Origin of the sequence: Actinomyces dentalis DSM 19115, from assembly GCF_000429225.1 — a bacterium.
Taxonomy (GTDB): Bacteria; Actinomycetota; Actinomycetes; order Actinomycetales; family Actinomycetaceae; genus Actinomyces; species Actinomyces dentalis.
The window spans coordinates 1-24,069 of the sequence record NZ_AUBL01000027.1; the positions used below are offsets into that span (position 1 = coordinate 1).

Genomic DNA, 24,069 nt, shown 5'->3' on the forward strand with positions numbered 1-24,069 from the left:
CCGCCGCGCCAGTACCCGCTCCCGGAGGGGTTCGGGCCGGTCGAGGAGGGGACGGTCGTCGCCCGCCGCGACTGGGGCGTGGAGGTGCGCCTGGACTCCGGGCGGGTGGGGCGATTGCGGGCCCGGCTCATGGAGGACAGCGTCGATCCCGCTCCCGAGGAGCGCTGGCCCGGAATCGGTGAGCGGGTCCGCGTTCGGCCCCTGGGCCTCTGGCCCGACGGCGGCCTGCGACTGAGTGGCAGGTCCAGTTTCGTGGACCGGATGCCCAGACGCCACCGGTGGCCGGGGAAGCGGCTCCCCTCGGAGTCATAGAAATATCCTCCGTCGAGAGTCTGACGCAATTCCATGGAGGACGCGCCCGGCGCCGGCGACGAATCCCGGCTCCTTTAAATGAGTGACTCGACAACGGCTCAGCCGAATGTAAGAGTACAGATATGAATGCGATGCGAAATGTCAGTTGGGATGACGAGGACGGGAACCACGACACGGTCGAGTCCGTGGATACTATCTGCGACCTCATACGCAGGCTCAACGGCCTGTCGAGAAGTTGCGTGACGGTTTTCGATGACCCGCAGACGATCGGGGCGGGCGGAGGTGAGAACGGAGAAGTCGTCGTATACCGCACCGAGGACGACACGACGTTCTACAATCTCATTGGCGACCAAGAGGCGGACGGCACGACCGAGTTGTTCGCCTGCGGACAGCCGGGCGAGTTCCCCGACCGCACGATCGTGAGCGCCAGAATCGCTGCACTGGCCGTGGGAGAGCTGCTCTCCGGGAAGCCCTCGAGCTTCGTCTGGGAGATGGAATGAGCAGGACCATCGGGATCGAGATGCGCGCTATCGCCCCGAGGAGATGCGAACCCATTCTTCGCGCACAACATCATGATGAGCACTCATCGGGTCCCTCTCGCCGAGATCGCGCACCGGAAATTAGAAATCTCCGCATTCAACCTGAAAGGACTTGAACGTATGTTTCGATCGCTGCACTGCTGTGATTTCGAAGTCAACAATATCTTGCTCTCAGACGAGGCGGCTCTGCGCCGTTTTCTTGCACGACGCTTCGAAGGCGATTCGAATCGGTTCATCATGTCATTCGATCAAGTCATCTTCCCAAACATCACCATATTCGTCCGAGGAAACGAGTGCGTTGTTCACTACGCCTCGAGGGATGAGGAGCCGTACATCAGCACAGGCGATCGAAGCAGGAACGACTGGGTTCCCTTCAAAGATTATATGACCGGAGGGATCAGAGCCGTCTCCGACATGCCCGGCGACGCAATCATTCCATGGAGTCTGGGGAAACGGTGCGTCCTGGAGTTCGCGCGCAATGGTGGGCGCTTCACCGGAGTCGATTGGGAAGAATTGTGATTGAGGATGTCGACAGAGTCGGCGAACTGATCGCGTGACGCCGCAGAACGGAGTACTATGAATGTCGGAAACGAGCATTCGTGATTCATGAAGAACGGGCCGTCGTCATACCGTCTCCGGAAACGCATCCAGATACCTCCGGGACAATCTCCTACACGAAGAGGACTAATGTGATCCGAGCGGAGATCCGGAACCTCGAGCGTCTCGGCCCCCTGCCGACGGACGATGACGACTATCCCGGAATCGACCGGGAACTGCTCGACTTCGAACTCCTTCTGGCCGCCATCGACCCCCCTATCACCATGGAGGAAGCGAGAGTGCTGGCCTCTTTGTTCCCGGAGGACGGGAGCACGAGTTACGGCCTGGCGTGGTCCTTGGTTCACCTCATCGGCACTCTTAGCATCGATGAATACAAGAAAGTTATCCCTGATATCAGTTCCGAAGAGTGGCGCAGGGACTTCGAGCAATGGGCGAGGAATGCGGAATCCGAACATCAACGGACGGACCCTCTTAACCGGGAACAGCGGTTCGGCGGTCCGACTCGGCACGATGAAGCATGACTTCCCACAACCGGGTCGCGTCCGCCTGAATATGGAGTTATACTGCCCTCGTTTATAGGCATCTAGAAGCGGAAGCGGGTATGGAACGGATATGGAGGAGATACGGCTGGGGCCGATCGAGTGGGGCGTCGTGACGGCTCATCACCCCTGGGGTCTGGGTGTGCGTTTGGAGGAGTCCGGCGATGAAGGGGTCATCGTCCTGACCTCCATTCACGACGACCCGCGACACTGCGACTCGGAGTACTGGCCCGAAATCGGCGAGCGCATCCGGGTGCGCAGGTACCTCTACAGGTCCCCCAATGACGAGGTGCGCCTGACCAAGCTGCGAGAGCGCCATGGAGGGCCTGGTGAACGGGTACGACCCGCCGCGCCAGTACCCGCCCCCGGAGGGATCCGGACCGGCCCAGGAGGGAACGGTCGTCGCCCACCGCGACTGGGGCGTGGAGGTGCGCCTGGACTCCGGGCGGGTCGGGCAATTGCGGGCCCGGCTCATGGAGAGCGGGCCCGATCCCGCCCCCGAGGAGCGCTGGCCCGGAATCGGCGAGCGGGTCCGCATCCGGCCCCTGGGCCTCTGGCCCGACGGCAGTCTGCGACTGAGCGGCCGACCCCGCTTCGTTGACCGGCCACCCGACCCGCCTTGGGCCTTCCCGCGCGCAACGGAGGACGCGTAACCGCACCGCGGCGACCGGCTTGGAGAACGGGCATGGGAAACGTACGACTGGGGCCGATCGAGTGGGGCACCGTCACAACTCATCACCCCTGGGGTCTGGGTGTGCGTTTAGAGGATTCCGGCGATGAGGGAATCGTTGACAGGGCGCAGATTCATTATGCTCCGATCTACTTCAATGAGGAGTACTGGCCGGATCCGGGGGAACGCATCCAGGTGCGACGGCTGACGGGATGGAACGAGCAGCTGCGCCTTCTGGCGGTTCCGCACGATGTGCCGGAGTCGCCAGCGGGGCGCGATTCCGTTTCATCCGGTCTGGGATCAGTGGAATGGGGCGTCGTCACGACTCATCACGACTGGGGCGTTTCAGTGCACCTGGAGGTCTCGGGCGACGTCGGAGCGCTGCGGCGCCGCCTCATGGACGACGACCCCGCCCGCTGCGCCGAAGAATTCTGGCCCGCGACCGGCGAGCGCATCCGAGTGTGCCGCCTCGGCACCTGGCCCGACGGCGAACTCAGGCTCACCCGCCGAGAATGCTTTCTGAGCATGGTGGAACGACCGCAGTTCCAACGACTTCGAGCACAACGACCCGCACGGACCCGCGGATCCGCCGAAGAACCATCGGATAGAAGAACCCCGGAATTGGGATGAGCCTTTCCCGCCGGGAACGACGGTCCCTGGGCCCGGATCGGCGCGGTGACGGGGGCAGGCGGGCGCGGAGTGGTGCGGGTGGGGCTCCTGGGACGGCCCGGGGCGAGGTCGTGTCCAAATCTGTTGCAAAGGCGCCCCGGACCGGGATAGGCCGCGGACGAAAGCGCGGAATATCAACGTTTCTCTTCCGGCGCTCCGGCTCGATCCGGGCCTTTGCAACAGATTTGGACAAACGGCGTCGCTGCGGCCCCCGGGATGGGCAGCACGGGTCGCGGCGACGGCCCCCGGGCGCCCCCGACGCCGAGACGTGCACTTCGCACTCGAAAGTGCAGTTCCAACCGTCATTCTCGAGTGCAAAGTGCACCCCTCGAGTGCAAAACGCACATCTCGACGAGGAAGGGGCCGGTCGGCCGGGCGGCTCGCGTGAGGGCCGGCCGGATACCGCATTCCGGACGCCGCATTCCGGAGACCGCGCCTCGTGCTCGACGGACCGCCCGCTCCTCACGCCGTCGGCCCTCACGCCGTCGACCTTCACACCGTCTACCCTCACGCCATCGTCCCTCGCGGCGTCGGAACCCGACCCGGTCCCGACACGCCGCCCGCCGATCTGACGGACTGTCCCCACCAATGCCGGATCGAGCCGGTTTTATTATCCTGAAGGGATGAGTCAGTCGCGTCCATCCCCGCCCTCCCGGCCCTCCCGCGAGGAGAGCCAGGATCCGTCGCCGGCGCCGGGCGCGCCGTCGTCGCCCTCGGCCGATCCGGCGGCGAGCCCGACCGGCCGCGCCGTCTCCGCCATCCCCTCCCATCAGTCCAGGCCCGGCCCCGAGGACGACATCATGCTCGCCACCGGCCGCCCGCGCGGGGCCCCCGAGTCCGCCACGGTGCGCGAGCGCATCGAGGCCGCCAAGGCCGAGCAGGAGAGGATCCGCCGCCGGCCCGGTCGCAAGGCGTGGGTGCCCAACCAGCACGGCGCCTACTCGATGCTCGTGCTGCCGCCCATCATCGGCTGGATCGTGGGCGGCTTCAGCTGGGTGAACCTGCTGCTCCTGCCCGCCTGGTGGGACGCCTATCTCACCTACTGGGCCTGGTCGCAGTGGCTGCGCACGCGCTCGCCGCGCCGCCGCCGGCTCCTTCTGCTGCCGCTGCTCGTCTACACCTGCTCCACCGCCTGCCTGGGACTGATCACGCTCCTCGTGGCGCCCTACCTGCTGGGCTGGGCGGTGCCGCTGGTCCCGCTCTTCGCCGTCGCCGCGTGGGAGGTGTGGCGGGGGCGCGAGCGCTCCCTGCTCTCCGGTCTGGCGACGACGGCGGCCGCGAGCCTCATGTCGGCCGTGACCTACAGCCTCGCGGTCGGCGGCGCGGGCGGCTTCCTGGGCACGGGCGGGGCGAGCGGGCTGCCGGGGTCGAGCCCGAACGGGGCGCTGACGGGATGGGCGTGGATGTGGGTGGTCACGGCGTCGACCGCCGCCTACTTCTGCGGGACGGTCCCCTATATCAAGTCGATGATCCGCGAGCGCTTCAACAGGCCCCTGCTGGTCGGGACGGTGGCGGCGCACGCGCTCGTCGCGGCGGCCGCGGTGTGGCTGGCGGCCGGGGGGTGCCTGGGGTGGCCGCACGCGGTCGTGTGGGTGGCGCTGGCGGTGCGCTCCCTCGTCATGCCGCTGCGGCAGTGGAAACTGGCCGGGGAGAGGCGGCCGATGCCCCCGCGGACTCTGGGGCGCACGGAGATGCTCTTCACCGCGGCCTTCCTGATCACGATCGCGCTCTGACGGCGGCCGCGCCCGCGCCGGCCACCGGTCGCGCTCGCACCGGTCGCGACGACGCCAACCGCCGATCGTGGCAGCCGCGGCCCCGTCCGGCGCGGGCCGCAGTCGTCGGACGCCGCTTAAAGAAGTCTGACATAGGTAGTACATTAGGCGCATGCGAACGATCACTAAGCGTGAGCTCAACCAGCATACGGCGGCGGCCCTCTCCCAGGTCACCGACACCGCCGACCTCGTGGTGACCGAGCGCGGTGAACCGCGCTGGCGGATCAGTTCAGTGCACGGCGCGGATACGACGCTGGCGCAGTTGGAGCGGGAGGGGCGCTACACCCCGCCGTCATCGACACCCGCGCCCTGGCCCCGTCACCCGGGCGGGCGGACCTATACCGCAGCAGAGGCCGATGCGCTGCTCGACGAGGCGCGCGGGGACCACTGACCGTGCCCGCCGGTCTTATCTACCTCGACTCCTCGGTGGCGCTCCGCACGATCCTGGACGTCCCCGAACGCCGACGGGTGCAGTCCTGGATGCAGGAGGCCGGGACGGCCTTCGTCTCCTCACGTCTTCTGCGCACGGAGGTGATCCGCGTCCTGCGACGCGACGGCAGGCCACTCGGCGATGGCAAACCGCTCCTCGATCGGGTTGGTCTCATCGACATCACCCGCCGGGTGCACGCCACTGCCGAATCCATCGAGCGTCATATCAAGACTCTTGACGCCCTGCACCTGGCGACGGCGCTCCTCATCGACGAGGCGGTCACCGTTGCGACCCACGATCATGCGATGAGAGCCGTCGCCGAGCACCTCGGCCTGCTCGTCGTCGACCCCGTCGAAGCGCGGGAGTAACCAGCGAAACCGGCGGAAACCGCACATGGGGCCGGTCCGAGCATCCCGCCGAACCCGCCCCGGCGCGGGAGGAACCGGGGCACACTGGTGTCATGCCCGCCGACGACGCCCCTGACACCGCCCCGGCCGACCCGCCATCGACTCCGGCCGACGACCCGGTCCCCGCGACCAGCCCGGACTCTTCAACCGACCCGGCGCCGGCCCCGATCGCCCCGGACTCCCCGACCGACCCGGCCCGGGCCGCTGAGCACTCGCCGTCGGAGCCGGCCTCCCTTCCGGCGCCGAACCGCGCCGACGCCCCTCGCCCGCGCCGCCGCGGTCCCGGCCCCGCCCGCCGGCGGGCCGCCTCCACGGGCTTCCTCCTGGGCTCCCTCGCCGCCCTCCTCGGCGCGGTCGTTCTCGCCGTCGTCCGGTACCGGCAGATGCCCAGCGAGGCCGTGAAGGACTACATCCTGTGGGGCGTGGGCGGCGGGCTCGTCCTCGCATGGGCGCTGTGCGCAAGCGTCAGGCGAATCCGGATCCTCGCCTGGTGCGTCCGCGCCGTTCTGCTCGCGGCCACCGGCATCCCCATCGCCCTCGCTCTGCGCAGGTGGTGGGAGATCCAATGCGAGACGACCGTCCCGCCCCGCTACCTCCCCGCCATCGCCGCCGCCTTCCTGGCCGGGTGCCTCTTCGGCGTCTGCGCGCTCCGCCCCGTCCCCGCACCGCCCCGACGGCGTCGCGCCGGGCGGGCACCCGGATCCGCCGCCCGCCGCGCGGCCCGCCGCTCGCGTCCGGCCGCGAGCGGGCGCCGTCCCTGCCGGCTCCTGCGCGCCATCCCCGCCCCGCGCGCCCTGGCGGTCGGCGCCGTCGGCTTCCTCGTCCCCGTGCTGGCCTGCACCGGGTTGGCCGTCCTGCCCTCCACCCTCGTCCGCCCGGAGATCAGCACGACGGCGCCCGCCCCCGCGGCGATCCCCGCCCGCCCCCGGGCCGCCGCCGGAGAGCTCGCCTGGACGCGCCTGGTGGAGGACCCGCTCGACGTCGTCGCCGGGGAGGCCGGCCCCGTCGTCGTCCAATCCGGCGCCGTGAGGGGACTCGACCCGGCCACCGGCGCCGTCCGGTGGAGCTACGAGCGCCCCGGCGCCACCCTCGCCGCAGTCGACCGGGCGGATCTGCTCGGCCAGCGCTACCTCGTCACCAGCCCCGATGGCCGCTACGCCGCCCTGCGTATCGACGCCAGTTGGCAGTGGGTTCTCACCGTCGTCCTGGACACCCGCACCGGCGAGGTCACGGCCGAGCGCCCCAGCCACGAGGACGCCTCGCTCCAGCTCACCGACACCGCCGCCCTCGACGGCGACCGCGCCTTCTCCCTGGCCGACGGGCGCGACCTGTGGACACTGCCCGACCCCGACGGGAAGAGGACGAGCCTCCGGAACGCGCAGGACGAGGGGCCCGTGTCGTCCGCCGACCTCGGTCATACCGGCCAGGCCGGCCACTCGGCCTTCGTCGTCCGGGCGTGGGCGGCCGATCCCCACGGCTCCTGGGACGATCTCATCCTCATCCCCGACTCCGACCCAACCGCCACCACGCGCATCGACCACGTGCTCACCGACCCGACGGATGGGCGCTTCGCCGTCGTCGACGGCTGGACCGCCCAGCTGACCGAGGACGGGGCCCGGGCCGCCGAAGCCGATATCGCCGCCCTCGAGGAGGCCCGGGGCAAGCCCAACGCCGACGCCGGCGCTGATACCGCCGCGCAGAGCTGGCAGACGCGGGCCATTGACATCGACGCCCTGGCCGCCGGCGGCGACGGCTCCGCGGCCTCCGCCGCCCCCGCGCAGCCGGTCCCCATGGGCGCCGGCAACGGGGTCGACCGCTGGACCTCCCTCATCTCGGGCAAGTTGCGCCTGCTCGCAAAGGGCCAGAGCGGTTCCGGGCCGGATGCTCCCACGGCGGGCGCCGTATTCGACCCGGCGACGCGCTCCGCCCTCGCCCCCGACGCCGACCCCGGCCTGGCCTCCGCCCGGGTGGGCGTAGAAACCGTCGTTCAGCACGGCAATACCGGGGGCAGCGCCGTCGTGCGCCCCGGGGACGGCAGCGCGGGGATCACCATGCCCATCGACGACGGCTCCCTCGCAAGACCATCCGAGATGCTCGACGGCGAGTACCGTCCGGTGCCGCAGAGTCGGGTGACTCTGGAGAGCTCGAACGTCGCCGCCATGTCCGTCCCCGGCGCGACCCTCCTCATCCTGACTCCCTTCGACGATTCGGGGTCGTCGCACTCCCCGTCGCTCATCCGCCTCTGCGCCTTCACAGGAGCCCCGTCATGACGCCCGAGTCCGCACCGATATTCCCCGGTTCCCCGGCCGACCCGATGCCGGGCCCCCGGGGCGCCGTCCGACACGCAGTCCCCCGCGCGGTCCGAGGCGCCGCCCGCCGCACCGCCGTCGGCCGCATGACCCGCCGCGCGGCGCTGGCCGTCATGCTCGGCTGCGCCCCGGCGCTGGCCGCCTGCACGAGGATCGACGGCGCCGCCGGCAGCACTCCCACCGGTGCGCCGCCTCCCGCCGTCGGCTCCATGGTGCCGGAGGTGAGAGACCTGAAAGTCGACGTCAAGCAGCCCAACCAGGACGAGGAGGGATGGTCGGTCACCCTCATGCCCCAGGAGGGGCTGGAGAATGACAGGACCGTCGTGCTCCCCTCGCAGTCCGGCCCCCTGGTCGCCCTCGTCTCCAAGTACTACGACGAGTCCCTCGGAAACAGCCCCGACAGCCCCGACGCGGCCCTCATGTCGTTCGACCCGGCGGACGGCTCGCTGACGTGGGCGCGGCTGGTCTGCCTGCCCGGCGGCGCCGCACCCCACTGGGGGGATGACCTCGGCAGGCTCGAGTACCAGGTCAGGGAGGCCGCCAACCGCAGCGCCGTCGCCGTCAGCCCCGACGGCCGTCACGTGTCGGTCATCCTGCGCGCCTACGTGTCCTCCGTCCTGAGTGAGCACGTCTCGGCGGCGGCGGTCCTCGATGCGGCGAACGGCCAGGTGGTGCGCGCCGAGGAGATCCGCGGCTTCGTCGTGGCGCAGGCCCTGACCGACGACGCCCTCATCGTCCAGACCTCCAACACCCCCTACCCGGGCGCCGACAATGTTATCGCCGGGCCGGGCGCCGGCACCGGCGCGGACGCGGGAGGCTCGGGCGGCGCCGGTTCCACGCTCACCGCCTTCCCCCTGGCCGACCCCCAGGCCCCGCCCACCACCGGGTCGACGCCCCTGTGGCTGCTGGGAGCGACCCACGACTCCCTCATCCTGGGCGCCGCCCGCATCGACCCCGAATGCCTCGAGGGGAACTGCCTGGGCTACCGGGCCGCCCTCGCGACCGCAACGGGCCAGACCACCGGGCAGATCGACGGCGTCTACGCCGTCCACCCCAGCGGCCTCCTCGAGCGCTTCACCGGCGGGGAGGCGGACGACGACTTCCTCACGCGCGCGGCTCAGAGCAAGAACCCGGACCTGACCCGCGGCACGCCGGACCCGGACGAGGATCTGAGCCGGCGGCAGGCGTGGGTCGCGCTGGGCCGCGAGCTGCTCGACCCCGCCTCGGGCGCCGCCGCCGACATCACCGGCCTCACCCTCTCCGACGTGCCGACGGCGACCACGTGGATCACGGCCCGCTGGAGGCCCGCATGGTCGAAGGGGGACAGGGATCTGAGCTTCACCCCCGAGGCGGACGGCTGGATGGCGGCGCCCGGCGACCCGGTGAGCACCGAGCCGACCATGACAATGAACTGCGCCGGCAAACTGTCCGCGGACTCGTCGGTCATCACCGTGTCCCTGACCCGGACCCCGTTCACCGGCCGCCCCGCCTAGCCATCGCCGCTCCGCCCCCTCCCCCTCCGCGGGAGGAACCGGGCACACTGGTGCCATGCCCGCCGACGACGCCCCTGACCCCGCCCCGGCCCAGGCCGCCGGGCACTCGCCGCCGGAGCCGACCTCCCCTCCGGCGCCGAACCGCGCCGACGCCCCTCGCCCGCGCCGCCGCGCTCCCGGCCCCGCCCGCCGGCGGGCCGTCTCCACGGGCTTCCTCCTGGGCTCCCTCGCCGCCCTCGGCGTCACGATCGTCCTCGCCGTCGTCCGGCACCGGCAGATGCCCTTCACGGACTTCTCGAACGCGACGTCCTGCATCGTGTACGGCGTACTCGGCGGGCTCATCCTCCTGCCCGCGCTGGCGGCGGTCGAACAATTCCGAACCGTCGTCAGGTGCATCTGGGCGATCCTGTTCCTGGGAGCGTGCGTCCCCGCCGCCCTCCCGCTGCGCGACTGGTGGAAGATCTACCGTCAGACCACCGTTCCGCCGCACTATCTCGCCGCGCTCGCCGCCGCCTACCTGGCCGCGGGGCTCCTCATCGTCCACATATTCCGTATCGCCTCCGTCCGGTTCCGACGCCGCGCCGAGCGACCGGCCAGATCCGTCGCCCGCGGCGCGCTCCGTCGCCACCGTCCGCCCGCGATCCGCCGCCGGCTCGCGCGCCCGGCCCCCGCCCCGCGCGTCCTGGCGGTCGGCGCCGTCGGCTTCCTCGTCCCCGTGCTGGCCTGCACCGGGTTGGCCGTCCTGCCCTCCGTCCTCGTCCGCCCGGAGATCAGCACGACGGCACCCGTCCCCGCGGCGATCCCCGCCCGACCCGAGGCGGTCTCCGGAGAGCTCGCCTGGACGCGCCTGGTGGAGGACCCGCTCGACGTCGTCGCCGGGGAGGCCGGCCCCGTCGTCGTCCAATCCGGCGCCGTGAGGGGACTCGACCCGACCACCGGCGCCGTCCGGTGGAGCTACGAGCGCCCCGGCGCAGACTTCATCCGCATCAACGGGGAGAGCGGTCTCGTCGGCGAGCGGCACATTGTCACCAGCCCCAACGGCCGCTACGCCGCCCTGCGGGTCGGCACCGACCGTCAGTCAGCCCTCACCGTCGTCCTGGACACCCGCACCGGCCGGGTCACGGCCGAGCACCCCGGCGGTGACCGCTCCTCACTCCAGCTCACCGACACCGCCGCCCTCGACGGCGACCGCGCCTTCTCCCTGATCGACGGACGCGACCTGTGGACGCTGCCCGACCCCGACGGGAAGGACAGCCGGTCCTACGATTCCGGCTACACCGGCTCGGCGGGCCACTCGACCTTCATCGGCTACGACGACCCGGGGCAGTTCCGGCCGGGCACCTGGGACGATCTCATCCTCATACCCGACGCCGATCCGACCGCCGCCACGCGCATCGACCACGTCCTCACCGACCCGACGAATCGGCGCTTCGTCATCGTCGACGGCTGGACCGCCCAGCTGACCGGGGAGGGGGCCCGGGCCGCCGAGGCCACGCTCGCCGCCATCCGGGAGGCCCGCGCCGCCGCCCGAACCGCCCGCACCAACAGCGCCGACGCCGAGCCCGTCATGATGGGCTGGCAGACGCAGGCCGTCAATATCGACGCCCTGGCCGGCTCCGCCGCCGAGGCCGGCACGGCGCCCGTCCCCATGGGGATCAGCAGCGGGATCAACAGCGGCGCCTCCCTCGCCTCGGGCGACCTGTGCCTGGTCGGGCAGCACCCGAGCGACCTCTCCATGGAAAACCCCGACCCCGGCGACGACCGGGTCGCCGCGGTGAGCTCCCTGCTGGACACGGCCACGCGCACCGTCCGCACCCCCGAGACCGACCCCGGACTCGCCTCCGCCGAGGTCGGCATCGAAGCCACCGTCCACAACGGGAGCGCCACCGGCAGCGTCGTCGTGCGCCCCGGGAACGGCGGCGCGCCGATCAGCGCGCCGATCGGCGAGGGCTCCGCCCTCGACCCGAGCAGCACTCCCGACGACAGGCGCCCGCCGGCGCAGCAGCTGCAAAACGCTCTGACGCGCCGAGGCACCGCCGCCCTCACCGTCCCCGGCGCGACCCTTCTCATAGTGATCCCCTCCGGTCACCCGATCTACTCGACTCCGGCACCGCCCATCCGGATCTACGCCGTCCCGGGAGGTTTCCCGTGAAACATGCGCGCACGACCCGCCGTCGCACGGCCCGCCGCATCACCCGCCGCGCGGCGCTGGCCGCCCTGCTCGGCTGCGCCCCGGTGCTGGCCGCCTGCAAGGGGTCGGGCGGACCCGGTGCCGGAACCGCCGGCATGCCGCCCCCCGCCGTCGGCTCCATGGTGCCGCAGGTGACGGAATTGACGGTCGACGCCGTGCAGTCCGATCGGGGCGGGGAGGGATGGCGAACCGACCTCACGTCCGAGAGGGCGGGGACCGCCAAGCTCGATATTCTCCCCACCCGGGCTGGCCCCCTGGTCTCCCTCCTCCCCTACTACTACTCCGAGAACGACTTCGACGCGGCCCTCGTGGCGCTCGACCCGGCGGACGGCTCACTGGCGTGGGCGCGGCTGATCTCCCTGCCCGACGGCGCCGCGCCCTGGTGGGCGAACTACAAGAGCGATGTGGAGGACGAGGTCAGAAAGATCGCCGGCCGCAGCGACGTCGTCGTCAGCCCCGACGGCCGCTACGCCTCGGTCATTGTGCGCGCCTATGTCAGCCTCACCCCGGGCGAGCACGTCTCGGCGGTGGCGGTCCTCGACCGGGCGAGCGGCCGGGCGGTGCGCACCGAGGAGATCCGCGGGCTCGTCCTCGGGCAGGCCCTGACCGACGACGCCCTGGTCATCCAGACCTCCAGCCTCCTCCACCCGGGGAGCGAGACCGTCATCGCCGGCGGGTCGGGCGGGCCCGCCGGCGGGTCAGGTGGATCCGACGGGCCGGACACCGGCACCGGCGGCGATACGAGCTCCACGCTCACCGCCTTCCCCCTGGCCGATCCTCAGGCCCCGCCCGCCACCGGGTCGACGCCCCTGTGGCTGCTCGGGGCGACCCGCGACTCGCTCATCCTGGGGGCCTCCCGCATCGACTCCGCATGCCGCACGGGGGACTGCCTGGGCTACCGGGCTGCCCTCGCGACCGCCTCGGGCCGGGCCACCGGACAGATCGACGGCGTCTACGCCGTCCACCCCAACGGATTCCTCGAGCGCTTCACCGGCGGGAAGGCGGACGACGACGCCCTCACGGCCGTGGCCCGGGACGCGCCCGCGAGCACGGTGAACCAGGGCGGGGAATCGAGTTGGAACCAGGTGTGGGCCGCGCTGGGCCGCGAGCTGCTCGATCCCGCCTCGGGCGCGACCGCCGACACCACCGGCTTCACCCTCTCCCATGTGCCGACGGCGAGCGGATGGATCACGACCCGCTGGAGGCCCGCGTGGTCGGAGAGTGACAGGGGCCCGGCCTTCACCCCGCAGACGGCCGGATGGATGGACGCCCCCGGTCCGGTGAGCACCGAGCCGATCATGATGCTGAGCCGCGACGGCCCGCACGAGGGCTCCTCGACCTTCACCGCGTCCCTGACCCGGACCGCGCTCACCGACCGCTCCGCCTGAACCGCCGCCCGCCCCTTCACCGGAAACGGCGGAGGAGAGGGGAGGTGGCGGCGGCCGCCAGGACGCGGTCGTTCTCCCCGGGGGTCCCCACGCTCACCCGCACGCCCTCGCCGGCGAAGGGACGCACCAGAATCCCGGCGGCCCGGAAGTGGTCGGCCAGCGCCGTCGTCTCCGGCCCGACGCCGAGCCAGAAGAAGTTGCCCTGCGTCTCGGGCACGGCCCAGCCCTGCTCGCGCAGCCCCGCCACCACCCGGTCCCGCTCGGCGGCCACCAGCCCCGCGCGCCGCGCGGTCTCGGCCAGGGCGGCCGGCTCCAGGGCCGCCAGCGCGGCCGCCTGAGCGGGCAGGCAGACGCCGAAGGGCGTGGTCACCGAGCGGATCGCCGAGATGATCCCGCTCTCGCCCACCAGGTAGCCCACCCGCATCCCGGCCAGGGCGTGGGCCTTGGAGAAGGTGCGCGAGACCACGAGGTTGGGGTGGCGCCCCAGCAGGGTCAGGGCGTCGCCCACCGCCGGGTCCGTGACGAAGTCGAGGTAGGCCTCGTCGACGAGCACGAGGACGTCGTCGGGCACGCCGTCGACCAGCGCCTCGAGCTCGGCCGCCCGCAGGGCCGGGCCGGTGGGGTTGTTGGGGGTGCAGACCAGGACCGCGCGGGTGCGCGGCGTGACGGCGGCGAGCATCGCCGGCACGTCGTGGCGCCCGTCCGCGGTGAGCGGCACCCGCACCGCGCGCGCCCCGGCCACCGCCACGCAGATCGGGTAGGCCTCGAAGGACCGCCACGGCAGGACGACGTCGTCCCCCTCGTCGCAGACGGTGTCGAGGACGTGCTGGATGAGGGCCACCGAGCCGTTGCCGACGACGACGTCGCCGGTCCCGACCCCGTGGCGGGCCGCGAGCGCGGCGACGAGGTCCTCCCCGGTCATCTGCGGGTAGCGGTTGACGCCGCCCGCCGCCCGGCGGATCGCCTCGACGACGCCCTCCTGGGCGGGGTAGGGCAGCTCGTTGCTGGACAGCTTGGCGGTGTCGGGGCCGGCGGGGCGGGCCCCGGGGATGTAGGCGGGCAGGGTGGCGACGGCCTTGCGGATGTGGAGGCGGCTCATGGCCCCATCCTCGCACCGGCGGGGCGCCGCCGGAATCGGTCCGGCGGCGGGCCAGTCCGGGGGCGGGGCGCCGCAGGGGCCGACCGCTCCGGCCCGCCCGTCAGAAGCGGGAGGCGCTGCCATTGCCCTGCGGCGCCGCCTGCACGACGTCGAAGTGGGACGAGTCGCCGGCGTCGCGCGGCATCCTCTCCCGCTCGATGTCGAAGACGTAGGCGGTGGTCACCGCGCCCTCCTCCCCGGCGCCGGTCAGGCCCCTCATCTGCGCGTTCCAGGCCTCCACGTTCGGGTCGTCGGGCATGTTCTCCAGGGCCTGGGCGTAGTGGGAGGCGTGGTGCGGGTACTTGGCGATGCCGGTGTCGGTGGTGTTGACGCTCACGGTGATCCGGTGGGGCGAGCTCGGGTTCGGGGCGGCGTCGAGGGAGGGCACGGCGTCGCCCCCGTTCTCCAGGTGCAGGGCGCTGACCGAGTCCGGCAGGTCTATGCCGCCCACGGGCGAGCCGGCGGTGAGCAGGGTGGTGACGTTGTAGTGCTCGTTGACCCCCGGGTCGCCGGCGAGCCGGGTGACCACGATGCCGCCCTGGGAGTGCCCGTAGAGGCCCACGGGGTCGTTCGGCCCGACGCCGGCCTGCTGCATGGCGGCGACGACGGCGGTCTCCATGTCCGTGGGCATGCCCGAGACGGCCTGGAAGTTGGTGAGCAGGTCCTGGGGGTTGGGGCCGCCGAGCCCCCAGTCGGCGGTGCCGGGGACGACGACGACCCAGGAGGTCGTCCCGTCGGCGTGGTCGGTGCGCAGCACGGAGATGACGCCGGTGGAGTCGTCCTTCCTGCCGGCCTGGACCCGGTCGGAGTAGCGGATGACGTCGGCGGGGCCGCCCAGCGCCTCGGTCTCCTCCGCGTCGCCGGGCGGCGGGGCGCCGACGACCGCCGCCCCGCCCAGTCCGAGGGGGTCGGCCGGGCTCGTCGCGACGCGCACGGGCGCACCACCCCGCGGGGTGATGGTCAGACCGGCCTGGGTCCCGTAGCGGTTGGAGGCGTGGTCGGCCGAGCGCATGGCGAGGTAGGCGGCGACCCGTTCCATGGGACTGAGGGAGGATGTGGGGACGAGCCGCGAGCCGACCTGGATCTGGTCGGGGAGCTGCGCGGAGATGGCCGGGTCCAGGCGCTCGGCGGTCTGGGCGAGGTGGGTCTCGATAACGGCCGCCTCGGAGCCGGTCCGGGCCCTCCCGGCCACGATGACCAGGACCACGAGGAAGAGAAGGTCATCCCTGACCCAGTCCCCCAGGTCGCTCGAGTCCAGGATGACGTTGAAGGTGTCGAAGGCGTCGGCGACGCCGTCGGGCAGGATCGCGCCGCCCAGCGTCAGGAAGTTGACGAACATGATGAACCCGAACAGGGCCTCGTCCGCGATCCCGTCCTGGGACATGCGCGTGAAGTAGTCGTGCCACAGCGCCACGGTGCCCGGCAGGCCGGTGTCGGCGGTCGCGTCGGTCTCGGCGCCCCGGTAGACCTCCGAGCAGCGCGTGACGTCGTCGGCGAGGTCGTGCAGGGTCTGGGCGACGTCGGCGAGGGACCCGGCCCCGTCGATGAGGGCGTCCAGGTCCGCGAGCGCGATGTTCTGGGCGATGTTGAACTCGAAGGTGCCGGAGGGGGCGGGCGGCCCCCATGACGAGCAGGACGTGACGCCGGGCTGGTCGATGAACGCGTGCGCTCCGAACCCGTTCGAGTTGCCGTCCCCGCCCGCCGTGGAGGAGATGCAGGTCCTGAGGGTCAGCTGGTTCGGGTCCTTCCACGGATCCGGTTCGGTGGGGGGTTGGGCGGCCTCGACCTCCGCCCGCACGCTCAGGGCGTGCCGGCGGGCGTCGTCGAACCAGCCCGCGGCGGTGGTGAGGGTGGAGGCGAAGGCGTCGAGGTCGGCGGTGTCGACCTCGTAGGCGCCGCCGGTGATGGTGGCGGTGACGACCGTGCCGGGCGCGTCCCCCTGCCAGTCGAGGTGGTACGGGGCGTCGGTGGTGTCGTCGACCGACGGGGTCCGGCCCGATCCGCCGTCGCCTGTGCCGGCCGGGCTCATGGGATCACCGTGCACTGCTCGGCGCCGTCGTTGACGGCGCCGACGGAGGCCATGGCGGCTTCCATGCGGGTGGTGAGGCCCGCCAGGAGGGCGACGACGTCGTCAAGGCTGCCCTGGCAGGCGGTTGAGGCGCCGCCCTTCCAGCTGGTGGGGACGGCGGTGGGCACCGCGGTGATGCCGGAGTCGAGTTCCTGGGAGGCGACGCCGAGCGTGAGCGAGTTCATGCCCCCACGGTAGGGGTGCGCGGTCCGGCGCCGCCGGGGGCCTGTGGACGGGGCCTCGGCGCCCTGTCGGCGCGGGCCCCTGTGGAGCCCGGCCGGGCGGACTGGCCCGGTCGGAAGAGCCGGCCCGGCCGGGCGGAAGGCCGCCGCGGCCGAGAGGGTCAGTCCGGCCGGAAGAGCCGTTCCCGGCGGGTCTCGGCGCGCAGGGCGACCAGGCCCAGGACGTCGGCGGCCACGGCCAGGCCCAGGACCGCCCACCAGGACCGGCTCAGGACGGCCGCGCCCGCGGCGAGGGCCAGGACCGCGAGCCCCGCGCCCGTGCGCAGTCCGCGCCGGTGCGCCGTCGCGGGCAGTTCGGCGAGGAGGGCGCCGGCCGCGGTGACCGTCATGAGGGCGGTCGCGCACAGGGCCGCGCCCACCACCGGCCGGGGCGCCCCCGCCAGCAGGCCGACGACGAGGACCACCGCCCCCAGGCCCGAGCCGACGATGTCGGCGACGGCGAGCAGCGCCCCCGCGCCGGCCCCGCCGCGGCGCTCGACGAGCGCGAAGCCCTCCAGGGCGCACAGCACCGGCGGCCAGGGCGTCATGGAGCCGGCCGCCCGGGTCAGCGCCCCCGCCAGGACGGCGGTGACCGCCATGACCGGCAGCTCGGCGATGAGGACCCCGCGGGCGCGCTCGGCCAGGCGCACGAGCCGGCCGATCCACTCGGGGACCTGGGCGTCGTCGGGCTCCTGCTGCGTCATGGCGCCATTGTGCCGCCTCCGGGCCCGCCCCGGAACGCGCGCCTCACCGCCCCGGCCGTCGCAGGCAGAGCACGGCGTCGGAGCGGAGCCCGGGGGCGCCGTCGGGCCCGACGGCCTCGCGGGGGCGCTCCTCGGCGAGTTCGACGTCCCAGCCCTCGCAGGCCGTCCGCCCAAGCGCGGCGAGCAGCTCGTCCGGCCGGTAGGTGCGGGCCTCGTGGCGGTGCCAGGGCGGGTTGACGCAGTGGACGGCGATGAGCAGGCGGCCCCCGGGGGCGACGCGGGCGGCGGCGTCGGCCAGGAGGGCGACCAGGTCGAGAGCGTCCGGCGCCGGTCCGCCGTGGACGTAGAAGGAGGTCACCAGGTCGAAGGGGCCGGCCGGCAGTGGCTCGGCGGTGACGTCGAGGATCAGGGCCCGCACGCGCCCGTCCAGGCCGGCCCGGCGCGCCCCGTCCCGCAGGCGCCCGACGGCGGTGGGGGACAGGTCCACGCCGGTGACCTCCCAGCCGCGAGCGGCGAGCCACAGGGCGTCGTCGCCCTCGCCGCAGCCGATGTCGAGGGCGGTGCCAGGGGCCCAGCCGGCGGCCAGCTCGGGCAGCCAGTCGTTGGGCTCGCCCGACCACAGGCGGTCCACGGAGGCGTAACGCGCCTCCCACTGCTCCTGACGCTCACTCATGGGGCGAGACTATCCGCCGCCCAGGGCCTTGAGCGGGGATATGCACAACACCCGCACGCCGCGGCGGCCGCCGGGCACCGGCCGCGTCCCCGGCTACGGCGGCGACCGCACCCGCACGCCGCGGCGGCCACGGCCAGGCGGACTCCCGTCCCGGGTCGCGCCGTCCCCGGCCCGCGCCCGCCCTCCCTGCGGGGCCCGCGGCGACACCAGTTGTCCAAATCTGTTGCAAAGGCCCCGATCGCGCCGAAACGCCGGAAGAGAAACGTTGATATTCCGCGCTTCTGCTCGCCGCCGATCTCGCCGCGGAGGGCCTTTGCAACAGATTCGGACACGAACCCGCCCCGGACCGCCCCAGGAGCCCCATGCGCACCACCCCGCGCCCGCCCATCCGCGCCATCATGCTGATCCGGCCCTGCGAGCCGCCGTTCCCGGTGAGAAAGGCTTCAACATGAAGGTTATTCAAAGGATGGTTTTGAAAACGCGGAGCACGAGGGTCGCGGCGACCTGCTCGGACGAATCTTCCTCGTCTGGGAGGTTGTTCGGGGGCGTCTGGATGCGTTCGCCGGGTGCAATGCGGAGGATTGTTGAGCGGTGGGGCGCGGGGGCCGGCCGCGATGACCCATTCGAGTCTCCTCCGGGTGTGCTGGAGGGTGTTGGGCGCGGTGGGCTCGGCGGGCTGGTCGTCCGGGGTGGTTCCGGCGCCCCGCCCCCGCTCCGCCCCACCGGCCGTCCCGCATGGTGGGACGGCGTCTCACATGTCGTGACGCGGCCGGTCTGCTTGGACCACTTGCGTGCGGTTGGAACTGCCCGCTCGAGTGCGAAGTGCGCGTCTCGGCGTCCGGGGCGCAGCGGCGCCGGGCGCCACGGTCCGCGAGATCGTCGGATAACCGCCGAGCACGTCACTTGACCCGCGAGCACGTACCTCTGGCAGACGTGCTCGCGGGTCAAGTGACGTGCTCGCGGGTCGGGGTACGATCTCGCGGGTTGGGTGACGTGCTCGCGGGCCGGGGCGCGTCACGGCATGCGAGACGCCGTCCCACCATGCGGGCCGAACCGGCGGGGCCGGCGGACCTCTCCCTGCCCGAGCTGCTCGCGCTCACCGTCGAGGGGGCGCTGGACGCCTGCGCGGACCTGCCCGAGGTCCGCCGGCGGCTGCAGCTGCTCGTCGACCTCGGCCTGGGCTACCTCGCCCTCGGGGAGACGACGACGGCCCTGTCGGGCGGCGAGGCGCAGCGCCTCAAGCTCTCCAACGACCTGGGGCGCGACCAGCACGGGACCGTGTTCGTGCTGGACGAGCCCGGCATCGGCCTGCACCCGCTGGATGTGCGCGTCCTGCTCGGGGTGCTGGACCGGCTCGTGGAAGCCGGGGCCACGGTGCTCGTCATCGAACACGATCTCGACATGATCGCCAACGCCGACTGGGTCATCGACATGGGGCCCGGCGGCGGGGCCGACGGCGGACGCGTCGTCGCCACGGGCGCGCCCCCGCAGGTCGCGGCGGCGGAGTCGTCGATGACCGGCCGCTACCTGGCGACCCGAGGCGCTACCCTCGCGCCATGACCGAGCCCCACGCCGTCGACCCCGCCTGGGTCGCCTCCCGCAACGCCGCCCTCCTCGCCGACCCCGCCGCCCGCCTCGCGGGCAACGCCGTGGCCACCACCGGCGTCGAGAAGCTCACCCTGGACCGCGCCGTCGTCACCTCGATCGACCCCTCGGTCTCCGACCTCATCCCCGACGCCGCCATCACCGACCAGAAGCACTCGGGGCGCTGCTGGGCCTTCGCCGGCCTCAACGTCCTGCGCGCCCGCCTCATCAAGGAGCTGAACGTGGAGTCGGTGGAGCTGAGCCAGAGCTTCGTCTACTTCCACGACAAGCTGGAGAAGGCCGCCGCCTTCCTGGCCCGGGCCATCGCCGACGCCGAGCGGCCGCTGGACGACCGGGAGGTGATCGAGGCCCTGCAAGAGCCGATCGGCGACGGCGGCTGGTGGCCGGAGTTCGCCCGGCTCGTCGCCAAGTACGGGATGGCGCCGCACTACGCCATGCCGGACACGGACTCGGCCGCGAACTCCGACGCCATGAACGACCACCTGGCCACGGCGCTGCGCCGGGCCGCCCTGCGCCTGCGCGCGGCCGTGGCCGACGGCGCGGACCCCGAGCCGATCCGCGCGGCGGCGATGGAGGACGTCCACCGGATGCTCACCATCCACCTGGGCGCCCCGCCGAGCGAGTTCGTGTGGCAGTACCGGGACAAGGACAAGGCCTTCCACCGCGTCGGGACGCTGACCCCGCGCGAGTTCGCCGATCGCTACGCGCCCGGCCTGGAGGAGTTCGTCGTGGTGGCGCACGACCCGCGCCCCGAGATCCCCCTCAACACCAGGTTCGGCATCGACCGCACCGATCTCATGGTGGGCGAGCCCACCCAGGAGCACGTCACCGCCGAGCTGTCCGTGCTCAAGGCGGCGGCGATCGCGGCCATCCGCGACGGCGAGCCGGTGTGGTTCGCCTGCGACGTGGCCAAGCAGCGCGACAAGGACGCCGGGATCTGGGACGCCGCCCTGCACGACTACGAGGGCCTGTACGGCATCGAGCTGTCCATGACCAAGGCGGAGCGGCTGGTGGCGCGCGAGTCGGCGCTCACCCACGCCATGTGCCTGACGGGCGTGGACCTCGTCGACGGCGAGCCGCGGCGCTGGCGGGTGGAGAACTCCTGGGGCGACAAGGTCGGCGAGAAGGGCTTCCACACCATGAACGACTCGTGGTTCGACGAGTACGTCTTCCAGGTGGTGGTGCGCGCCAGCCGCCTGCCCGCGGAGGTGCGGGCGGCGCTGGAGGCCGAGCCGATCATCCTGCCCAGCTGGGACCCGATGTTCTGATCCGCCCGGCGGGGCCGACGCGCTCGTCCACCGGGACCCGCCCGAACCGGCGCTCTCGAATCCCAGGACACGGGCGTGCGCTTCACGGCGCTCCCGCCGCGCGGCGCCCTGCCCTCCCCCGGTCCGATGCGGCCTCGGCGGTGCCCGACGAGGTCGCGGCCCTGTCGAAGAGCGCCACCGCCGTCCGCCCACAGACCCGCATCTGTCCATCCGTTGAATCTCACTGCCGCCACCCGCCCGCCATTGGATAGGGTCGGTTGATCATATGCAATAAGGAGAGACACCATGGGACGCGGAGTCCAAGGGGCGGTTCTCAGGATGCTCCGGGTGCCGGAGTACCGCCTGATGGTCACTCGTGTGACGACGGCCGATCCGTACACGGATATCACCGTCGTCTGCCCGCCGCTCCTGGGCGAGGGGGCCGAACCGCTGCCGCCAACCGTCTGGGTGCGCATGTGGATCCCGGAGGGGATGCGCGAGCACCAGCGCGCCTACACCCTCACCGGCGTCAACCGGAAGAGGGCGAGCGCCCACATCCTCGTCTTCCACCATGAGCCGAACGGGCCGGCCTCGCGCTGGGCGCTGACCACCGTGCCGGGGGACGAGGTGTCCGCCCAGATCATGGGCGGCACCCGCTACCGCACGCCCGAACCCGGACAGCGCATGCTCCTGGTCGGCGACCCGGCCTCGGCGCCCGCCATGGTCGAGGCGGTCGAAGCCGCCGACGCGAGCTGCCGCATCATCGTCGTCCTCCAGTCCGGCGACGACTCCCCGCCCCTGCCCGATCGCGAGTACCGGCTGATCCGCGTCCCGTCGGAGGATCCCGCCGCCCTGGCCGACGCCGTCCAGGAGGCCCTGGGGCGGGCGCGGCCCGACTGGGCGTGGGTGGCGCTGGAGAGCGCGGCCACCAAGTCCATCAGGAGGCTCGTCGGGAGCGCGGGCGTCCCCCGCCGGGCGATCCAGGCCCAGGCCTACTGGATACGCGGACGCGCCATGGGCACCTGAGTCCCGGGCGGTCGGCCCGCCGACGACGCGTCGGACCGGCCCGCCGTCGGACCGGCTGGGCGCGCACCCGACCGGCCCGCCGGCGAAGACCGCCTCACGGCTCTCGCACAGGTGCGCCTGTCATGATGGCGCCATGGACCTCTTCGCACGCACGATCGGGAACGCGGCCGGATTGTGGCTGGCCGTGAAACTGCTGTCCGGGATGAGCGTGCCGGGCGCGCCGACGACCCTCGCGATGATCGCCAACCTGCTCGTCGTCGGGCTCGTCCTGGCGCTGGTCAACTCGATCATCAAGCCGGTGGCCCGCTTCATCGCCTTCCCCCTGTACCTCATCACCTTCGGCCTGTTCGCGCTCGTGGTCAACGGGGCGATGCTGCTGCTGACCAGCAACGTGACCGACGCCCTCACCGGCATCGGCGAGGAGCTGGGGCTGACGCTCGGGCTGCACGTGGCGACCTTCGGGACGGCGGTCGTCGGCTCGCTCCTGGTCTCGCTGATCTCGGCGGTCGTGGTCGGCTTCATCGGTTCCGGCAAGGACGACTGAGCCCCGGCGCGCCGCCGTCGTCGATCCGGGCGCACCATTTGCCACAATGACCCCATGCCCCGCACCGACCTGTCAGCCCTCCCCATCGCCCTGGGCCCTCTGGACGGCCGCTACCGCGCCGTCGTCGCCCCCCTGATCGACCACCTGTCCGAGGCCGCCCTCAACCGGGCGCGCCTGCAGGTGGAGGTCGAGTGGCTCATCCACCTGACCGACGGCGGCGTCCTGCCCGGCGCCCCCCGCCTCAGCCAGTCCGAGAGGAGCTACCTGCGCGGGCTCGTCGACGCCTTCGGCGCCGAGGACATCGCCGAGCTGGCCGACATCGAGGCCGTCACCCGCCACGACGTCAAGGCCGTGGAGTACCTGCTCAAGCGGCGGCTCGACGCCGTGCCCGCCTCGGTCGCGTCGGCGGACCGCGGCCCCTCCGTCCTGCCCGCGCTGCACGAGATCGTCCACATCCTCTGCACCAGCGAGGACATCAACAACCTCGCCTACGCCCTGACCATCCGCTCCGCCGTGACGCGGGTGTGGCTGCCGGCGGCCCGCGGGCTCGTGGAGGACCTGACCGCCCTCGCCCGCGAGCAGGCGGACGCCCCGATGCTCTCGCGCACCCACGGCCAGCCGGCCACGCCCACCACGCTCGGCAAGGAGATGGCGGTGCTCGCCCACCGCCTGGCCCGCCAGGCGCGCCGCGTCGAGGGCGCGCAGTACCTGGGCAAGATCAACGGCGCCACCGGCACCTACGGCGCGCACGTCGTGGCCGTGCCGGGGGCCGACTGGGAGGCGGTCGCCCGCTCCTTCGTGGAGGGGCTGGGGCTGACCTGGAACCCGCTGACCACCCAGATCGAATCCCACGACTGGCAGGCCGAGCTCTACTCCGACGTCGCCCGCTTCAACCGCATCGCCCACAACCTGGCCACCGACGTGTGGACCTACATCTCGCTGGGCTACTTCCGCCAGCGCCTGAGCGCGCAGGGCTCCACCGGCTCGTCGACCATGCCGCACAAGGTCAACCCGATCCGCTTCGAGAACGGCGAGGCCAACCTGGAGATCTCCTGCGCCCTGCTGGAGACGCTGGCCGCCACGCTGGTCACCTCGCGCCTCCAGCGGGACCTGACCGACTCCACCACGCAGCGCAATGCGGGCGTGGCCCTGGGGCACTCGCTGCTGGCGATCGACAACATCCGCCGCGGCCTGGCCGGGCTCGACGTCGACCGCGCCCGCCTGGAGGCCGACCTCGACGACGCCTGGGAGGTGCTGGGCGAACCGGTGCAGCAGGCCATGCGGGCGGCCGCCGTGGCCGGGGCGAGGGGCATGGCCGACCCCTACGAGCGCCTCAAGGAGCTCACCCGCGGCAGGAGGGTCACGCCCGAGGCCATGCGCGAGTTCATCTCCGGCCTGGGCATGCCCGACGACGTCGAGGCCCGCCTGCTCGCCCTGACCCCCGCCGCCTACACGGGCCTGGCCGCCCACCTGGTGTCGCACCTGGATGAGGAGTAGGGGCGCCGACGGCGGTCGCGGGGGCGGCGCGCGCCGGGACGGCGGACGGCGCTCGCGGCGCACGGTGAG

Annotated in this window: 23 protein-coding genes; 18 read left to right on the forward strand and 5 right to left on the reverse strand. The window is 72.5% G+C overall.

Going from position 1 to position 24,069, the window contains the following annotated elements:
- The 13 genes from G446_RS20300 to G446_RS0107195 form a co-directional block, all read left to right on the forward strand.
- The coding region (locus G446_RS20300) for a S1 domain-containing protein (protein WP_034469584.1) at window positions 1-312 on the forward strand (312 nt) is incomplete at its 5' end.
- A 122-nt stretch (window positions 313-434) separates the two neighbouring features.
- A complete protein-coding gene (locus G446_RS0107150) occupies window positions 435-812 on the forward strand; it encodes a hypothetical protein (protein ID WP_156916560.1) in 378 nt (125 codons plus the stop codon).
- A 75-nt stretch (window positions 813-887) separates the two neighbouring features.
- Window positions 888-1,370 carry a hypothetical protein gene (locus G446_RS19880; RefSeq protein WP_156916561.1) on the forward strand — a complete coding sequence of 161 codons (483 nt, stop codon included), beginning with the start codon at window positions 888-890 and terminating at the stop codon, window positions 1,368-1,370.
- A gap of 80 nt (window positions 1,371-1,450) precedes the next feature.
- Entirely contained in the window at window positions 1,451-1,930 is a 480-nt protein-coding gene (locus G446_RS18700; RefSeq protein ID WP_156916562.1) for a hypothetical protein, read from the forward strand.
- Window positions 1,931-2,277: 347 nt separating this feature from the next.
- Window positions 2,278-2,601, forward strand: coding sequence for a hypothetical protein (locus tag G446_RS0107160; protein WP_156916563.1), 324 nt, complete (start codon window positions 2,278-2,280; stop codon window positions 2,599-2,601).
- 32 nt (window positions 2,602-2,633) lie between these two features.
- Window positions 2,634-3,248, forward strand: a complete 615-nt coding sequence (locus G446_RS19885; RefSeq protein WP_156916564.1) for a hypothetical protein — start codon at window positions 2,634-2,636, stop codon at window positions 3,246-3,248.
- Between the two features lie 662 nt (window positions 3,249-3,910).
- Window positions 3,911-5,020, forward strand: coding sequence for a YwiC-like family protein (locus G446_RS0107165; protein ID WP_026409648.1), 1,110 nt, complete (start codon window positions 3,911-3,913; stop codon window positions 5,018-5,020).
- Window positions 5,021-5,171: 151 nt separating this feature from the next.
- Window positions 5,172-5,450: a type II toxin-antitoxin system Phd/YefM family antitoxin gene (locus G446_RS0107170; protein WP_026409649.1), complete on the forward strand. Its 279-nt coding sequence runs from the start codon at window positions 5,172-5,174 to the stop codon at window positions 5,448-5,450.
- Between the two features lie 2 nt (window positions 5,451-5,452).
- The gene (locus tag G446_RS0107175; protein ID WP_034469588.1) at window positions 5,453-5,857 is read left to right on the forward strand and encodes a type II toxin-antitoxin system VapC family toxin; all 405 of its coding nucleotides are present in this window, start codon (window positions 5,453-5,455) and stop codon (window positions 5,855-5,857) included.
- A 92-nt stretch (window positions 5,858-5,949) separates the two neighbouring features.
- Entirely contained in the window at window positions 5,950-8,166 is a 2,217-nt protein-coding gene (locus tag G446_RS16530; protein WP_034469591.1) for a hypothetical protein, read from the forward strand.
- A 125-nt stretch (window positions 8,167-8,291) separates the two neighbouring features.
- On the forward strand, window positions 8,292-9,698 hold the full coding sequence (locus tag G446_RS0107185) for a hypothetical protein (RefSeq protein ID WP_156916565.1): 1,407 nt from the start codon (window positions 8,292-8,294) through the stop codon (window positions 9,696-9,698).
- A 55-nt stretch (window positions 9,699-9,753) separates the two neighbouring features.
- The gene (locus G446_RS0107190; RefSeq protein ID WP_026409652.1) at window positions 9,754-11,850 is read left to right on the forward strand and encodes a PQQ-binding-like beta-propeller repeat protein; all 2,097 of its coding nucleotides are present in this window, start codon (window positions 9,754-9,756) and stop codon (window positions 11,848-11,850) included.
- Window positions 11,847-13,277 carry a ribosome-binding factor A gene (locus G446_RS0107195; RefSeq protein WP_026409653.1) on the forward strand — a complete coding sequence of 477 codons (1,431 nt, stop codon included), beginning with the start codon at window positions 11,847-11,849 and terminating at the stop codon, window positions 13,275-13,277. Before G446_RS0107190 ends, G446_RS0107195 begins: the two co-directional genes overlap by 4 nt.
- 16 nt (window positions 13,278-13,293) lie before the next feature.
- Here G446_RS0107195 and hisC read toward each other — a convergent pair whose 3' ends face one another.
- From hisC to G446_RS0107220, 5 genes are all read right to left on the reverse strand, one after another.
- Window positions 13,294-14,376 (reverse strand): histidinol-phosphate transaminase, encoded by a 1,083-nt coding sequence (gene hisC / locus G446_RS16535; RefSeq protein WP_034469594.1) that lies wholly within the window; start codon window positions 14,374-14,376, stop codon window positions 13,294-13,296.
- Between the two features lie 100 nt (window positions 14,377-14,476).
- Window positions 14,477-16,444 carry an alpha/beta hydrolase gene (locus G446_RS16540; RefSeq protein ID WP_051285746.1) on the reverse strand — a complete coding sequence of 656 codons (1,968 nt, stop codon included), beginning with the start codon at window positions 16,442-16,444 and terminating at the stop codon, window positions 14,477-14,479.
- Entirely contained in the window at window positions 16,441-16,668 is a 228-nt protein-coding gene (locus tag G446_RS16545) for a hypothetical protein (protein ID WP_051285747.1), read from the reverse strand. Before G446_RS16545 ends, G446_RS16540 begins: the two co-directional genes overlap by 4 nt.
- Before the next feature lie 158 nt (window positions 16,669-16,826).
- The gene (locus tag G446_RS0107215; protein ID WP_026409654.1) at window positions 16,827-17,408 is read right to left on the reverse strand and encodes a hypothetical protein; all 582 of its coding nucleotides are present in this window, start codon (window positions 17,406-17,408) and stop codon (window positions 16,827-16,829) included.
- 43 nt (window positions 17,409-17,451) lie between these two features.
- Window positions 17,452-18,081, reverse strand: a complete 630-nt coding sequence (locus G446_RS0107220; protein ID WP_026409655.1) for a class I SAM-dependent methyltransferase — start codon at window positions 18,079-18,081, stop codon at window positions 17,452-17,454.
- A 1,041-nt stretch (window positions 18,082-19,122) separates the two neighbouring features.
- On the opposite strand from G446_RS0107220, the gene G446_RS0107225 reads away from it, so the two are divergent.
- From G446_RS0107225 to purB, 5 genes are all read left to right on the forward strand, one after another.
- Window positions 19,123-19,641, forward strand: coding sequence for a hypothetical protein (locus G446_RS0107225; RefSeq protein ID WP_026409656.1), 519 nt, complete (start codon window positions 19,123-19,125; stop codon window positions 19,639-19,641).
- Window positions 19,638-20,954, forward strand: coding sequence for a C1 family peptidase (locus G446_RS0107230; RefSeq protein ID WP_026409657.1), 1,317 nt, complete (start codon window positions 19,638-19,640; stop codon window positions 20,952-20,954). Before G446_RS0107225 ends, G446_RS0107230 begins: the two co-directional genes overlap by 4 nt.
- Window positions 20,955-21,239: 285 nt before the next feature.
- Window positions 21,240-21,959 (forward strand): siderophore-interacting protein, encoded by a 720-nt coding sequence (locus tag G446_RS0107235; RefSeq protein ID WP_026409658.1) that lies wholly within the window; start codon window positions 21,240-21,242, stop codon window positions 21,957-21,959.
- Window positions 21,960-22,092: 133 nt separating this feature from the next.
- Window positions 22,093-22,503, forward strand: coding sequence for a phage holin family protein (locus G446_RS0107240; RefSeq protein WP_026409659.1), 411 nt, complete (start codon window positions 22,093-22,095; stop codon window positions 22,501-22,503).
- 54 nt (window positions 22,504-22,557) lie between these two features.
- Window positions 22,558-24,000, forward strand: coding sequence for an adenylosuccinate lyase (gene purB, locus G446_RS0107245; protein ID WP_026409660.1), 1,443 nt, complete (start codon window positions 22,558-22,560; stop codon window positions 23,998-24,000).
- The last annotated feature ends 69 nt before the right edge of the window (window positions 24,001-24,069 follow it).

Excerpts from the sequence above, each read along its gene's own strand:
- G446_RS0107150 (WP_156916560.1), top strand. The coding sequence starts at position 435 with ATGAATGCGATGCGAAATGTCAGTTGGGATGACGAGGACGGGAACCAC.
- G446_RS19880 (WP_156916561.1), top strand. The coding sequence starts at position 888 with ATGAGCACTCATCGGGTCCCTCTCGCCGAGATCGCGCACCGGAAATTA.
- G446_RS19885 (WP_156916564.1), top strand. The coding sequence starts at position 2,634 with ATGGGAAACGTACGACTGGGGCCGATCGAGTGGGGCACCGTCACAACT.
- G446_RS0107165 (WP_026409648.1), top strand. The coding sequence starts at position 3,911 with ATGAGTCAGTCGCGTCCATCCCCGCCCTCCCGGCCCTCCCGCGAGGAG.
- G446_RS0107170 (WP_026409649.1), top strand. The coding sequence starts at position 5,172 with ATGCGAACGATCACTAAGCGTGAGCTCAACCAGCATACGGCGGCGGCC.
- G446_RS16530 (WP_034469591.1), top strand. The coding sequence starts at position 5,950 with ATGCCCGCCGACGACGCCCCTGACACCGCCCCGGCCGACCCGCCATCG.
- G446_RS0107185 (WP_156916565.1), top strand. The coding sequence starts at position 8,292 with ATGACCCGCCGCGCGGCGCTGGCCGTCATGCTCGGCTGCGCCCCGGCG.
- G446_RS0107190 (WP_026409652.1), top strand. The coding sequence starts at position 9,754 with ATGCCCGCCGACGACGCCCCTGACCCCGCCCCGGCCCAGGCCGCCGGG.
- hisC (WP_034469594.1), bottom strand. The coding sequence starts at position 14,376 with ATGAGCCGCCTCCACATCCGCAAGGCCGTCGCCACCCTGCCCGCCTAC.
- G446_RS16540 (WP_051285746.1), bottom strand. The coding sequence starts at position 16,444 with ATGAGCCCGGCCGGCACAGGCGACGGCGGATCGGGCCGGACCCCGTCG.
- G446_RS16545 (WP_051285747.1), bottom strand. The coding sequence starts at position 16,668 with ATGAACTCGCTCACGCTCGGCGTCGCCTCCCAGGAACTCGACTCCGGC.
- G446_RS0107215 (WP_026409654.1), bottom strand. The coding sequence starts at position 17,408 with ATGACGCAGCAGGAGCCCGACGACGCCCAGGTCCCCGAGTGGATCGGC.
- G446_RS0107220 (WP_026409655.1), bottom strand. The coding sequence starts at position 18,081 with ATGAGTGAGCGTCAGGAGCAGTGGGAGGCGCGTTACGCCTCCGTGGAC.
- G446_RS0107225 (WP_026409656.1), top strand. The coding sequence starts at position 19,123 with ATGCGGGCCGAACCGGCGGGGCCGGCGGACCTCTCCCTGCCCGAGCTG.
- G446_RS0107230 (WP_026409657.1), top strand. The coding sequence starts at position 19,638 with ATGACCGAGCCCCACGCCGTCGACCCCGCCTGGGTCGCCTCCCGCAAC.
- G446_RS0107235 (WP_026409658.1), top strand. The coding sequence starts at position 21,240 with ATGGGACGCGGAGTCCAAGGGGCGGTTCTCAGGATGCTCCGGGTGCCG.
- G446_RS0107240 (WP_026409659.1), top strand. The coding sequence starts at position 22,093 with ATGGACCTCTTCGCACGCACGATCGGGAACGCGGCCGGATTGTGGCTG.
- purB (WP_026409660.1), top strand. The coding sequence starts at position 22,558 with ATGCCCCGCACCGACCTGTCAGCCCTCCCCATCGCCCTGGGCCCTCTG.